The organism is Micromonospora sp. BRA006-A (genome assembly GCF_033433935.1).
GTDB lineage: Bacteria > Actinomycetota > Actinomycetes > Mycobacteriales > Micromonosporaceae > Micromonospora > Micromonospora aurantiaca.
This window is the reverse complement of the sequence record NZ_JANCLW010000001.1, coordinates 6,336,956-6,350,453: the sequence shown is the minus strand read 5'-3', so window position 1 is coordinate 6,350,453 and position 13,498 is coordinate 6,336,956. Positions and strand designations below refer to the sequence as shown.

Below are 13,498 nucleotides of genomic sequence, written 5' to 3'. Positions count from 1 at the left end.
TCGGCCGTCTCCGCGACCGAGCCCGACGGGGACGACGCGCTCGACTACGTGGCCGCACGCCTGATCAGCGGCAAGCTCACCGGCGGCCCGGTGGAGGACAGCGTCGACCTCGCCCGGATCGAGAAGGCGGTCCGCGAGATCCTCATCGCGGTCGGTGAGGACCCGGACCGCGACGGCCTTCAGCAGACGCCGGCCCGGGTGGCCCGCGCGTACGCCGAACTCTTCGCCGGCCTGCGCGTCGATCCGGCCCAGGTGCTCCGCACCACGTTCGAGGCCAACCACGAGGAGCTGGTGCTCGTCCGGGACATCGACGTGATGAGCCTCTGCGAGCACCATCTGCTGCCGTTCCGGGGCAGCGCGCACATCGGCTACATCCCCGGCCCGGACGGCCGGATCACCGGCCTGTCGAAGCTTGCCCGGCTGGTCGAGGTGTTCGCCCGCCGGCCGCAGGTGCAGGAGCGGCTCACCTCGCAGATCGCCGACCTGCTGATGTCCAGCCTCGCCCCGCGCGGCGTGATCGTGGTGCTGGAGTGCGAGCACATGTGCATGGCGATGCGCGGCATCCAGAAGTCGGGCGCGAAGACCATCACGTCCGCCGTGCGCGGCGGACTGCAGAACGACGCGAAGTCGCGGGCCGAGGCGATGGCACTGATCATGGCCCGCTGACCTCGACCGGCACCGACGGCCGCGTACTCCCGCCAGGGAGGCGCGGCCGTCGTCAGTCGGACAGCATGGCGAGCAACAGACCGGCGGCGGTGAGCACCGCCGGGACCAGGCAGACCAGGGCGCCGAAGCGGGGCGTCCGGTCCACCCGGTCGGTGGGCCGCGGGCGGAAGACGCGTCCCACCGCGAGCCAGCCCAGCATGAACGCGACAGCCGGCAGCGGCAGCCCCACGAGCAGCGCCAGCACCGTCACCGGCCCCGGGCCGGCGATCGCGTACAACAGCAACTGGAGCAGCGGCACCACGAGCGCCAGCGGCCCGTACACCAGAAGGTTGCGGGGCCGGGCCGGCCACCGGGCGAGCCGCGGCAGGCCGCGCGCGCTCAACGTGTCGTCCGCCGCGTCCGCCCAGTCCCCGGCCGCGCGCAGCGCCGCCAGCACCGCCGACGGCCCGCCCGCCATCGACCGGGCCGACTCGGTCACCTCCGGCGGCGTCGGAACCAGCGACATCGCCGGTACGCCCAGCTCACGCAGCCGGGACTGCTGCGGCGCCAGTCGTTCCCGTACCGCTGTCAGCTCCTCGCGGGCCGCGGCCACCGACCGCGCCTGCTCCCCGGCGGCGGTGGCCGCCGCCCGGCGTACGCCGTCGAGCGCCCGCGCGGCGGCGACGTACTCCGCCCAGGCCGACTCGGCGGGGTCCGCCACTGTGGTCGGCCCACCCGCGCGGGGCCCCGGTACGGTCGTGCCGGTCTCGCTCATGCGGCCCCCTCCCTGGTGCGCTCCGCCGCCCGCGGGTCCGGCTCGACCCGCGCGGTCGCCACTTCGGCCGTGCCGAACGGCACGAAGACCGTGCCCTGCTCGTCCGGGCCGTCCCAGAGCACCGCGCGACCCGGGCGGGGCCGCCACCAGACCGGACGGTCGAAGAGCTGCTCCAGCCGGCCGCCCGGCACGTCGGTGACCGCCACGGCGGTGAGCTTGTCCACCTCGCCCTCCGGACCGAGCAGTCCGGCCAGCGGCGCCGGTGTCCGCCACCAGCCGAGCAGGTGCCGACCGGCCGGCGGGCCCTCCAGCAGCAGCGTCCGCAGCAGGTCCGGCGGCAGCTCGGTGGCGTCCGGCACGTCCAGCCCGAACACGACGAGATAACCCGGCTCGTCCGACTCCATAGCGGTCCGCAGCCCGGCCGCGTCGACGGTCTCCACCCGGTGCCGTCCGGCCAGCTCGGCGGCGAGCACCCCGGCCGGCTCGGCAGACCCGTTCGCCAGCGGCGCCAGCACGAACCGGGCCGAGCCCGGATGCGCCGCCGCCGCGCTGCGTACCGCAGTCACCAGCAGGCGCTCGGCCTCCTCGTCGCGGCCCAGGACGGCCAGGTTCCGCCCCGCACCCGGCCCCAGCGGCACCGTCACCGTGGACCGCCGCACGTCCACCGCCCGGCCCAGCAGCGCGGCGGGCGCGTGGGTCCGCCCGGCGAGCGCGGCCCGGTGCCGCGGGTCGTTGGCGAGCAGCGGGCGGGCGTACCCGGCGAAGACCACAGGCGGCGTCGCCGACTCGCCCCGCGCCTCCCAGAGCCGTCGCCGCAGGTCGGTCAGGACCTCGGGATCCTCGTACGGATCCGGGAAGCGGATCATCCGCTCGTGCCCCCGGGTCGCGCCGCGCGGACCGCCCAGGCCACCCGCGGTGTTCACCACCGCGCTGCCCACCGGCAGCCCGGCCGCCGAGTCGTTCGCCGGTTCCAGCACCGCCGAGCCGCCGGGCAGCGCCACCCGCACCGGGAACCGGCCGAGCAGCGGGTCACGTGGACCGCCGATACCCAGGTCACCCTCGCCGGCCAGCACCAGGTGGATCCCGTACGACCGGCCGGCGCGGGCGAGCGCGTCCAGCCGGGCCAGCAGGTCGGCGGCGAGCCGGTCCCGCTCGCGCAGCGCCAGCGGGAAGTTGTCGACCACGCAGACGATCCGGGGGAGTGGCTGGTGCTCCCGCAGCTCGGCGTAGCGCTGCCCACCGGCCCGCCGGGACGCCTCCTCGCGCCGGCGCAGCTCCGCCTCCAGCTCACCGAACAGGTCGGCCACGTACTCCCGGTCGGCGGCCATTCCGGCGGCACGCACCTGCGGCACCCAGGAGCGGTCCCGCTCGGTCTGGAGGAACTCCACGAACGACTCTCCGTCGGCCAGGTCGGCCAGGTAGAGCGCCAGCTCGTCTGGGCCGTACCGGGCGGCGAGGCCGAACAACGCGTCGGTCAGGAACGCCGACCGGCCCGCCTGACCCCGGCCGCTGACCAGCCAGTGCGGGGTCAGCTCGGTGAAGCCCAGGCCGACCGGCCGCCCGGCCGCGTCACCCACAGTGGTGCTCAGTCCGTCGGCCGAGCCGGCCGTCCAGAAGCCCTCGGCAGGCAGCAGGTCACGCAGGGAGAGACGGGAGCCGTCCTCGATCTGCCGGGCCAACCGCGCGCAGACAGCTGCGACCAGGTCGGCGGGCGGATCCTCGTCGAGAAACACGGGCGAGTTCAAGCCGCCCGGCGGCTCTGCGCCCGGACTGCTGAAGCCGGCGCCGGGCGGGTCACCGAGCAGCGCGTACGCGGTGCGAACAGTGACCGCTGTGGCGCGTGGCAGCGGGCTGCCGTCCGGCCAGCCGGCGAGCACCAGATGCAGCCCGGCGCGCGGCCCGCCCTCGGCCAGTCCGATGAGCCGGTCCAGGTCGGCGGTGGTCGTACCGTCGGGCAGCGCGGCGACCAGGAGCAGCAGCGTCCGGTCGTGCCCGCGCTGCCGGGCCGTCCCGGCCGCGACCCACTGCTCCGCCTCGGCCAGCACCGCACGCATCCCGGCGAGGTCGGTGGCGGGCGGGGGCAGCAGGCCGGCGTCGGCGAGCGGCGCGTACCCGGCGAAGGTGTCACCGGAACCGCCGTCCACCGCGCGGGCCAGCAGCGCCCCTGCCGGCGTGGCGGCGAACACGCGCAGCAGCAGCGCGCGGAGCAGCCCGGCCACCCGGGCGTCCGAGGCGTCGGCGTCGAGGCTCAGGTGGCCGCTGCCGAGCAGCGGCACCAGCGCGGGGAAACGGGCGTCGTCGAGCGGCGCGGCGACACCCACCCGGACCAGCGGCGGCAGGCCGTCACCGGGAGGCGTCGTCGCGCTCAGCGATTCCAGCGGGCCGCCTGCCCAGCCGGGCGCCGCCACGTCGGCCGCCGCCCGCAGGCGCTCGGCCAGCTCGTACTGCCGGTGGTGGTCGGCCGGCGCGGGCCGGATCTCGTCGAGGATGCCCGCCGCCGCCGTCGCGGCGGCCTCGGCCCGGCGGTGCAGCGCGGCGGCCCGGCCGGCGCGCGCCTTCGGAGTCGCCACCGCGTCCACCTCTCTTTCCGAGGCCGACATGTCCTCCCCGAGGTGTGACGGTAACCCAGGCGGCGGCCGTCCACCGGGATGTCGGTCGGCGCGGTGAGCTGGTCGGCGGTGAGCAGCCTCACCCCGCCGCCGGTCGGCGTCCGCCCGGCGGTTCGCCACGATCCGCCGGTTCCAGGCATTGGGTACGCGCGGCGCAGCCGATAGCCTCAGGAGGTGGAATCAGTGCAGCCCCCCGCCGGTTCCCAGGTGTCCCGAGTACCGGCGCAGCGGACCCCGCCGGAGCAGTTGGCGCCCCTCGCGCCCGCTCCCGCCCCGGTACGCCCCAAGCGTCCGGTGCGCACAGTGCTCGCTGTCGTCGCGGGGGTGCTGGCGGTGCTCTGCACCGTGGGCGGTGTGGTCGGGTTCGTGCTGTACGACCGCGCGACCGCCCCGGACCGAAGCGCCCCCGACGTCGTGGTGGCCAACTACATTCAGACATTTCTGGATGACCGAAATGACACAAAGGCGGAAGAGTTCATCTGCGCAAGGGGGGCCAGCCTGGATGGACTGCGAGCGCTTCGCGACGACCTCGTATCCCGGGAACAGCGCTTCAACACGACGATCTCGGTGAGCTGGGGCCCGCTGGCCGTTCAGGAGTCCGGCGAGGTCGCGGTGGTCGAGGTCGACCTCATCATCTCCGCCTCCGTCGAGGGCATCACGCAGAGTGAGCGGCAGAGGTGGCGTTTCGAGACGAGACGCGACGACGGCTGGGGCGTCTGCTCGGCGCAGCGCGCCGACTGACTCCCGGCTACTCCAGCCAGAGCAGGTGCACCGGCACCTCCAACGTGGTCGGCGCCTGGCCGCGCCATGCCCATCGGTACCACTCCAGTTCCGGGGCCACCCGCACGCAGATGTCGCCGTCCGCGCCGGAGTAGGTCTCGGTGACGGCTCGCAGGTCGCGCCGTTCCACACCGTTGTCCACGTGCACCACGCGCCGCCCGGTCACCGCGTCGGCCTCGAACACCGGCGTGGGTGGCCGGCGTTCCGGCACGTCCAGCGAGACCAGCCGGAGACCCGGGGCGCTCGCCCCGGCAGCCGGCCGCCGCTCGCCGATGGTCTCCACCCAGACCCGTTCCACAGGTACCAGCGGCGCGAACACCTCCACCTGCTCGGCCTCGGCCCGGTACCACTCGTGTTCCGGGATCACCGGTACGTAGGTGCGGCTGCCCTGCACCACCCGCTCGTCGGCCCGCAGGTCGCCACGCCAGCCGAGGCCGGGCAGGCCGACCAGCACGCGGCGGCCGCGCAGCTCGGTGCCGCCGGTGGCGGGCACTGTCTCCACCGGCCGGGGCGGCAGCGGCGCCCAGTCGGGCCGGTCGGCGAACGGGTCGGGCAAGGGGTTGCTCATCAGCCCGGCCTCACCCGGTCTCGCCGAGGGGCGCGCCCCGCTTGCGCATGAAGGGCACCGGGTTCTCCGCCCCGTTGCTGGACCGGTCGCCGTTCTTGTGCACCTCGAAGTGGAGGTGCGGGCCGGACGAGTTGCCGCTGCTGCCGGAGATCCCGATGACCTCGCCCGCCTCGACCGCCTGACCCGGCACCACGCGAGGTCGTTCGACCATGTGGCAGTAGCGGGTGATGAATCCGCCGGCGTGCAGGATGTCCACGAACCATCCGCAGCCGCCCTTGTTCGGCCAGCCGTCCCGGTCGCAGTCCCGCCGCCCGGAGCGGTCGGGGTCGCAGCGGGCCACCAGCACCCGGCCCGCCGAGGCGGCGTGGATCGGCGTGCCCTTCGAGGCGGCCAGGTCCACGCCGTGGTGGCTGGGGCGGGCCGTGGTGCGGAAACCGGAGACCACACCGCCGGGCAGCGGCGCGGTCCAGCCGGAGGCGGCGATCCGGTCTCCGGCCGCGGCGTCGCACACCGCCTTGCCGGCGATCTCCACGGTCCGGGCGGCGCCGCCGGCCAGCGCGTCGACGATGGCTCCGGCCAGTTCCTCGTGCTTGGCGTAGGCGTCGGGGTAGGCGCTGACCTGGACCTTCTGGGCGACCACAGTGAGCGGGCGCTGCTGCCAGTTCGGCACCTTTTCCATCTTCTGGTAGAACTTGCGGGCCGCGTACGAGGGCGTCATCCGCTGCTCGACGCTGCCCCACCCGGGCCGCTGCTGGAACAGGCCCAGCGAGTCGTGGTCGGCGCCGACCCCCTCGTGCGGCAGCGCGAGCGACGCCGGCACCGTGCTGTTGGCGAGGTTGCGCAACGCTGATTCCTGCATCGCGGTGGCCAGCGCGATCACCCAGCCGCGGGCGGGAAGCTTCATGTCCTGGCCGACCTTGATGATGACCGCGGCGTTGCGCAGCTGACGCTCGCCGTACTCGGCGAAGCGCGGCATGTCGCCGGTTAGGTTCACCTGGTAGGTGGGGTCGCAGTTCAGGGCCGCGAGCTTCGGGTCGTCCTCGTCGCCGCCGAGTTCGGTGAGGAGGAAGGCGCCGGCCCCGCCGACGCAGCAGAGCAGGGCGAGCACGCTCGTGACGGCGGTGGCGACCACGCCCAGGCGCAGCTTCCGGCGGACCTGTCCGGCGACGGCCGGGCCGGCGGTCACGACCGCTCCCAGTCGATCGCGTCCACCAGCCAGGGTCCGCCCGGTGCGACGAGTTCGAGCCGGAGCGTGCCGTTGTCCAGCGGAACCACCGCCTCCACGAAGGACTCGGTTCGGGGCCGGAGCGCCGGGGTGCCTGTGGTCCTCCGTGCGGGCACGGTCTCCGGGTCGGCGTCAGTCATCTTCTCGGCCAGCGCCGGTGTGGAGAGCGGCCGCAGGCGGGCCTGCCACGCGTCGCCGCTGCTGCCCGGGCCGCTCAGCCACGCGGTGGTGAAGCGACCGGCGACCTGCTCCGGCGTGTCCTCGCCCGGCCGGGTCTTCGGGGCGACCGCAGTCGGCGGGCTGGCGAGTACGCCGTCGTCACCGGCCTCCGGGTCCGCGGTGCTGATCGGCTGGGTGGGGCGGCTGGTCAGGCCGAGGCCCGGATCGCCGGGGCCGGCGACGAGGCGGGCCGCGCCGATCACCCCGAAGACCAGCACGGCGATCATGAGGGCGACCCCGATCCGGGACCGGAGGATCCGGGTGAAGAGGAATTCCAGCGCGCGTCGCACCGGACTCACCGGGCCTCGGAGCGGATGCGCGGCGCCGGCCGGGCCGGTGCGGTGCCGCGGCCCGCCGAGTCCGGCCGGTAGACGGCGTAGGAGGGCGCCTCCTCCGGCACGTCCGGCTCGGTCCAGGTCGACTGTGCGCGCCGGGGGCGGGGAGTGCCGCCGGGACGCTCACCGGGTCGTCCGCTCGCGGGCGCCTCCTCCGGCCGTTCCCGCCCGTCCGGTCGTTCCCGCTCGGCGGGTGTGGCGCTGTGCGCCGGATCCTCGTGCCGGGCCTCCGGCCGGAGGCTGCGCTGGTCGGCCGTGGCGGTGCGGCGCTTGCCGATCGCCGGTTCGTTGGTGCCGCCGGGCTCGGCCACGTCCAGCCGTGCGGCGATCCGCATGTCCCGGAAGAACCGGCGGTGCCAGGAGCCGGCCGAGCTGACCGCCTCGCTGCTGTCCTTGCCGCCGAGCTGGGTGATCCGGCGGTACGGCCGCAGCAGCAACCAGCCGACCACACCGCAGAGCCAGACCAGGACCACCTGGAGCCAGCCGGGCAGCGTGGCGGTGTTCATGATCAGGTCGACGGCGAAGAGGTAGATGGCCGCGCCGGTGCCGAAGATGGCGATGTTGAAGACGGCGGCGACCACCGCGTTCGCCAGCCGCCGGAGGCCGGCGCTGGCCGGGCGCATCAGGCCGACAGTGCCGAGGATCGGCGCGGCGATCACCGCCCAGCGGAAGATCAGGAAGCCGAGCAGCACCAGCAGCGACGCGGTGAGGTCGAACATGGCGAACAACACCGAGGCAAGCACCGCGATGAACCCGGCGCCGATCCGGTCCATGTCCCGGGTGCCCTGGAGGTACTCGTACGCCTCCGGGTCCTCGGTCTTGATCTGCTCGGCGACCTTGGCCCACTGCTGCTGCTTGGCCTTGATGACCACGTCGCGGGTGGCCGGGTTGGACCGGATCGACGCCGCCTCGTCCCAGGTGAGCGACTTCGCGTCGTAGAGCGCTTGGCCGTACTTCTTCGCGGTCTCGCTGTCCGCCGAACCGAGCACACCGCGCAGCCAGTTCCGGTAGAGCATCGTCTCGGTCGCCGTGTCGCTGGCACGCACGGCGGGTGGCCGCTTGTCGACACAGGCACTCGGGTTCGGCAGCGCGCACTTGTCCGGCGGGACGGTCTTGGAGGAGGGGCCGACCGCGTCGTGCACCACGCCCAGCGTGCTGATCAGCGTGTTGTCGGCGATGTTCGCGGACTTGACCGGCCACGCTGCCAGCGCGGTCACCGCCACCATCACCAGCAGCGCCCAGCCCGCAGTGGTCATCGCGTTGCTCATGTCCGACTGGCGGGACCGCCAGAGCAGGTAGAGGCCGACCACACAGACGGTGATGATGCCGAAGACGCTGAACACCTTCTGGTAGACGGCCTTCGTGGCCTGCTCCACCAGCGGGTCGGCCCAGCTCCACATCGTGCGCGGGTCCCAGGCGCGCTCGCGCAGCGCGTTCGAGGCGCCGATCACCGCGTTGGCGAACATGAACTCGCCGTTGGCGACCATCGTGGTGAAGCGGTAGTCCGGATGCAGTACCGAGGAGGCACAGCCGCCGTCCACGTCGTACGTGTTGTAGCTGTATCCGGCGTACCCGTAGTCGCTGTAGAGGCCCTTCGGGCCGGGCTCCTTCGCCGAGTCGGGCCGGGACGCGAACCAGCCGGCCAGGCCCGAGTCCGGTGCGGCGGGCACCGGCGCGTTGCGGCACTCGACCTGGTCCTCGCTGACCGCCTTGAGCTTGCCGACGCAGGACCGGAAGTCGGCCTGCCACTCCTTGGTGCTGCACAGCTCGGCGCGCGCCTGGGCGACTGGCGCGGCGGCGTACGCGGGTGTGGCCGCCCCGATCACCGGCCAGGAGATCGTGGCCCCGGCGAGTACGCCGAGCGCGAGGAGGAGCGCCGCGATCCGTGCCCGGGCCCTCGCCATGTCACGCCTCCAGATCAGCCAGGACGGTCGGCAGTATCCCGGCGGCCTGGGCGACCGCGGCGGGGGTGGTGTCCAGGTGCTCCAGCAGCCCGTCGACGTACGACACGTCGACCCGGACCTTCTGCACGCGCCCGTCGACGTCGCGCATGACGAACTCGCGGAAGCCGAGCCGGTTGGCCGATCCGCTGTCCGCCTGGGAGAGCGAGGCGAGTGTGGCCTCGTAACCGTCGTCGACAGGCACCCGCAGCAGGCGCAGCGCCTCGGAGGCGATCTCGCTGTCCTCGGCGATCCGGCCGACGAAGACGGTGGAGACGAGGTTCTGCACGTCGAGCCCGAGGATGTCCTTCGGGTTCTGCGACGCGACGAGCGCGGCGAGGTTCCACTTGCGGGAGTCGCGGGCGAGCCGGACCAGGAACGAGCGCCCGGACCGCCAGCCCTCCATGAAGTGCGCCTCGTCGAGGCCGACCAGCTTCCGGGAGGACATCGACCCGCCGTAGCAGCGGCGGACGGCGAGCCGGTGCGCGGTGTGCAGCATCGGCAGCGCGAGCGCCTCCTCGGCCGACCAGTACTCCCGCTCGATCTTGAGGTCGGGGAGTCGCAGACCGGCCATGGTGATGACGGTGAGCGCGGCGTCGGCGCCGAGCAGGCCCTCGGGCGGCCGGCCGAAGAAGAGCATGGCCAGCGGCATCTCGGCGGTGTCGAGCAGCAGGTGTGCCAGTTCGCGACCGGCGTCGTCGTCGAGCCCCTGCAGGCAGGTCACCACGTCGTCGAGCGTGGAGGTCTCCTCGGCGGGCACCTGGCGTACGGCGTGCCGGAACAGCGTGGCGGTGGACGCCTCCCGGGCCACCTGCGGCGGCACCAGCATCATGCAGATGTCCTGCACCAGCATCCGGCGCTCGGCGCGGGCGTTCGACACGGCGATCTCGAACTCGCGGTCGCCCGCCGGGCCGGCGCCGAACTCGCTGCGCAGCGGCGTCGGGATCAGCGCGTACGGCGCCAGCGTGCCCTGCTCCGAGCCGGTCAGGTTGAGCACCCGCGAGTACGGCGCCAGCTCGGGCATGGCGCAGAGCCGGGCCAGCGGGCCGGACGGGTCGAGCAGCGTCACCTGCACGCCGCGCCGCGCGGCCAGGTAGCCGAGCGCGCCGAGCAGCGTCGACTTGCCACCGCCGGGCTCGGCGACGAAGACGGCGAGGCCGGAGCGTTCGCGTACCTCCATCGGGAAGTGCAGGTCGAGGAAGACCGGCCGGCGGCAGGTGCCGGCGGTACGCCCGATCAGGTCGCCGCGCCGGTCACCGACTGTGGACGCGGCCTGCGGCAGCGCGGCGGCGAGCAGGTTGACCGGCATCCGCCGGACGTAGCCGGTGTTGGCGATCGGCTCGCCGGGGATGAACTCGCGGGCCAGCCAGTCCTGGTTCTTCGGGTGCTGGAGCGAGATCCGCAGTTCGCGGGAGTAGAGCTGGATGAGCCGCCGGGCCCGTTCCAGGCACTCCTCCCGGGTACGGCCACCGACCGCGATCCGGTGCCAGCCGTGTGCCCGGGCCGAGTCGACGGGCAGGCCGGTGGTCATCTCGTCGCCGATCACCAGCGCGCGCTTGGCCAGTCGTTCCAGTTCGGGCGGTGCGTCGATGCCGTGCTCGGCGTAGTCGAGCTGCTGGGAGCGGATCATCCGGAGCCGGTGTTCGAGGTTCCGGAAGGAGTCGTTGGGGCCGAGGATGTCGACCCGGGTGGACAGCTCCATCGGCCACGGGAGCCGCTCGTGGAAGTGCAGCCAGGGCTCGTGCCGCTCGGGGATCTCCAGCGGCTCCATCCGGCCGACCGCGAGCACGGCGACGTGGCGTTCCTCGCCGGTCATCCGGTTGACCAGCTTCACCGTCGAGCCGTACGGGGTGCGGTAGCGCTCGACCTGCTCGGTGAGGGCCAGCAGGTCGCCGCGTTCCCACCGGCCGTCGGTGATCGGGGACAGGACGCCGGGTGGCGCCATGCACAGTGCCACCGAGCGGTAGAGCAGCCATTCCAGTTCGGGTGCGGTGACCCGGCGCCCGCGCATGCCGAACGCGCCGAGGACCTCGTCGAACTGCTCGACGGTACGGCTCAGCCGGCGCCGCTCGCCGTCGGCGGTGCCCCGGCCGAACGTGCGCAGGAGTCGTTCGGTGAGCGAGTCGCCGAGCGACCGGCGGGCGAAGGTGACACCGAGGTAGGTCTGGCCCTCGGCGTGGTTGACCGCCATCAGGTGCCGCTGGGCGGCGACCAGGTGATCGGCCCAGCCGGTGGTGCCCGGTACGTCGGGCAGCGGGGCGGCGGTGTGCGCGTCGATGGTGCGGGCCCACTCGTCGGCCGGGAAGGGCCGGGTGGTGCGGCGCAGGTGCAGCCGGAACCCGGCGAGTCCGGCGTACTGCTCGGAGATCGCCGAGAGCAGCGCCTCGCGTTCGGCGTCCGGCCGGAACGCCCATCGCACCTCGGGCAGCCAGTACCAGGCGGTGACGGTGTTCGGGGTGAAGGTGAGGTGGCCGGCGATCTCGGTGATGGCCAGCTCGACCGACGGATCCCGGTCACCGAACTTGATCTTCGGGGCGCGGACCCGGACCGGCTTCGTCGGCCGGTTGCGGCGTTCCGGCGTGCGTTGCCGGGGCGGTGTCACCTCGCGGTGCGCCGGACGGCCGACATCACGCGACGGTGCCGCGCCGGTCGCGATCGGCTCCGCCGGACTGACATGCGGTTCCCGGTGGTCGGCGGGCGCGGGCGCGGGGATCGGCGGGGGAGGCGGGAGCGCCGGCTCGGGCTCGGCCGGGGGGCGGAGCGCCGGCAGCCGGTCACCGGCCTGCTGCGGCACCCGGCTCCGGGACGGCGGTGGCGGTGGCGGTGCGAGCGCGGCGGGCGGGTCGGGCAGGGAGGGCTCGACCGGCAGCGGCGCGGGCTCGGGCCGGGGGTGTCCGACCGCGCGTACCCCAGGGGTCTGCTCGCGGACCGGCGGTTCCGGTTCGGCCCGGGGCGCCGGCTCGACCGGCACGGCGGGCTGGTGCGGGATCGGCAGGGGCTCCCGGCCGACGCCACGACGTGGCGGCGCCACCACCGGCTCGACCGGAGGGAGCGGTGTGGACGCGGCGGGCCGCCGCCGGGGCTGCGCGCCGCCGAACAGGTCGAGGAACGGGGAGTCGATGTCGCCGTCGGGGCGTACCGGCTCGCGCGGGGTCATCGGTCGCGGCGGCTGGAACACGCCGACGCGGCTGTGCCCGGGGCTGGTGACGAGCGCGCTGTCGAGGACGACCTCGTCCAGATCCTCGTCCGGCGGGTAGTCGAACGATCGCGCACGGTTACCGTTGGGCCCGGCCGGGCGCCCGGCCGGGGAACCCGGCGTGGAAGAGCGACTCATGCGACCGCCTCACCCGCGTCGTTCGTCTGCACGGTTGTCGTACGCCCGGTCATGCCAGTTCCTCCCGGATCCTGATCCGGCTCGCGACGAGCCGCGGATCCCGCTGCTCGGTGGCCGGTTCCCGGGTGCGTCGCCAGTCGGTCAGCGCGGTCCGGATCACCATGCGCGCGGGCCGGTCCGGGTCGACGTACCGGAAGATGAACGAGGTCGTCACGATCGCCAGCGAGATCTCCCAGGCGGGGAACAGCTCGACCTGGAGCGTGAACAACCAGTGGATGAACATGTAGAGGGGTACGAGCAGCATGAACAGGCCGTACTGGGCGTACGGCAGGTGGACGGGAAGGGTGTACCCGGGCGGCCCCAGGTAGACGAGGCGTGCCCGGTAGATGTCGTCGTCGGTGCGCAGCCGCATCGTCGCCCAGTGCCCTACTCGAAGATCAGGTTGATCAGGTAGTCGCCGACGAAGAAGAGTGTTGCCGCGCCGGCGATGAAGGCCAGGCCGATGATGGCGATGGCCGAGCTGGTCAGCACCTTGGAGATCTCACCCCGGCTGGCCCGGCCGATGAAGATCACCCCGAGGACCGCGAGCAGGATCGGCGCGATCTTGCTGGCGAAGAAGGTGACGACGTTGTCGGTGTCGATGCCCTTCGGGGCCGGCTCGGCGAGTGGAGTCGACGCCAGGGTGTGGAGCGCGTGGTCCACGGCACTGGACGCCGTTGCCATGAGCTCGATGGCGATCACTGGAAACCTCCCCAAGGTCGCGGCCGGCGGCGCCGCGTTGGTGCAAGTAGGCAAGCCTGGCGGGATGGTGCTCGTCAGAGACAGCGCCGTCAACGCTGAGTCCGTCACCCACCACGCAGAGTGGTGAGTTTTGGGGGGATTCTTCCCGCTTCGGCCCTCCCTCCAGGCTTCGCCATCTCGATGCTGGGCAATTCCAAAGCGTACGGCCCGGCCACCTTTGCGACAAGCCGTGAAGAGTCGACCTCCGACGGCCCGGATGACCGATCGTACACCTGTTCCAATGCGCACGTCAGGGGTGCCGCGTCGGGCGCTCGCCCGGTGGCCGGA

11 protein-coding genes are annotated in these 13,498 nt (G+C 73.6%); 2 read left to right on the top strand and 9 right to left on the bottom strand.

Features of this window, described 5'->3' with window-relative positions; translation table 11 throughout:
- Positions 1 to 48: 48 nt before the first annotated feature.
- On the top strand, positions 49 to 666 hold the full coding sequence (gene folE / locus NMK34_RS29120) for a GTP cyclohydrolase I FolE (protein WP_013288986.1): 618 nt from the start codon (positions 49 to 51) through the stop codon (positions 664 to 666).
- A 52-nt stretch (positions 667 to 718) separates the two neighbouring features.
- On the opposite strand, the gene NMK34_RS29115 is transcribed toward folE, so the two are convergent.
- A complete protein-coding gene (locus tag NMK34_RS29115; protein WP_318336000.1) occupies positions 719 to 1,420 on the bottom strand; it encodes a hypothetical protein in 702 nt (233 codons plus the stop codon).
- Positions 1,417 to 3,999: an FtsK/SpoIIIE domain-containing protein gene (locus tag NMK34_RS29110; RefSeq protein WP_318336452.1), complete on the bottom strand. Its 2,583-nt coding sequence runs from the start codon at positions 3,997 to 3,999 to the stop codon at positions 1,417 to 1,419. The genes NMK34_RS29115 and NMK34_RS29110 overlap by 4 nt, the downstream gene beginning before the upstream one ends.
- A 213-nt stretch (positions 4,000 to 4,212) precedes the next feature.
- Between NMK34_RS29110 and NMK34_RS29105 the strand changes: the two genes are divergently transcribed.
- The gene (locus NMK34_RS29105; RefSeq protein WP_318336451.1) at positions 4,213 to 4,770 is read left to right on the top strand and encodes a hypothetical protein; all 558 of its coding nucleotides are present in this window, start codon (positions 4,213 to 4,215) and stop codon (positions 4,768 to 4,770) included.
- Between the two features lie 7 nt (positions 4,771 to 4,777).
- Here NMK34_RS29105 and NMK34_RS29100 read toward each other — a convergent pair whose 3' ends face one another.
- Genes NMK34_RS29100 through NMK34_RS29070 form a run of 7 tightly spaced genes read right to left on the bottom strand, consistent with a single transcriptional unit; the run spans position 4,778 to position 13,171 of the window.
- A complete protein-coding gene (locus NMK34_RS29100; protein ID WP_047892064.1) occupies positions 4,778 to 5,377 on the bottom strand; it encodes a hypothetical protein in 600 nt (199 codons plus the stop codon).
- A 10-nt stretch (positions 5,378 to 5,387) separates the two neighbouring features.
- Positions 5,388 to 6,563, bottom strand: a complete 1,176-nt coding sequence (locus NMK34_RS29095; RefSeq protein WP_318335999.1) for a M23 family metallopeptidase — start codon at positions 6,561 to 6,563, stop codon at positions 5,388 to 5,390.
- Entirely contained in the window at positions 6,560 to 7,120 is a 561-nt protein-coding gene (locus tag NMK34_RS29090; RefSeq protein ID WP_318335998.1) for a hypothetical protein, read from the bottom strand. The genes NMK34_RS29095 and NMK34_RS29090 overlap by 4 nt, the downstream gene beginning before the upstream one ends.
- The gene (locus NMK34_RS29085; RefSeq protein WP_318335997.1) at positions 7,117 to 9,060 is read right to left on the bottom strand and encodes an MFS transporter; all 1,944 of its coding nucleotides are present in this window, start codon (positions 9,058 to 9,060) and stop codon (positions 7,117 to 7,119) included. The genes NMK34_RS29090 and NMK34_RS29085 overlap by 4 nt, the downstream gene beginning before the upstream one ends.
- Position 9,061: 1 nt before the next feature.
- A complete protein-coding gene (locus NMK34_RS29080; protein WP_318335996.1) occupies positions 9,062 to 12,430 on the bottom strand; it encodes an ATP-binding protein in 3,369 nt (1,122 codons plus the stop codon).
- 49 nt (positions 12,431 to 12,479) lie between these two features.
- Positions 12,480 to 12,842, bottom strand: a complete 363-nt coding sequence (locus NMK34_RS29075) for a hypothetical protein (protein WP_013288977.1) — start codon at positions 12,840 to 12,842, stop codon at positions 12,480 to 12,482.
- Positions 12,843 to 12,856: 14 nt separating this feature from the next.
- Positions 12,857 to 13,171, bottom strand: a complete 315-nt coding sequence (locus NMK34_RS29070; RefSeq protein ID WP_013288976.1) for a hypothetical protein — start codon at positions 13,169 to 13,171, stop codon at positions 12,857 to 12,859.
- Positions 13,172 to 13,498: the final 327 nt, after the last annotated feature.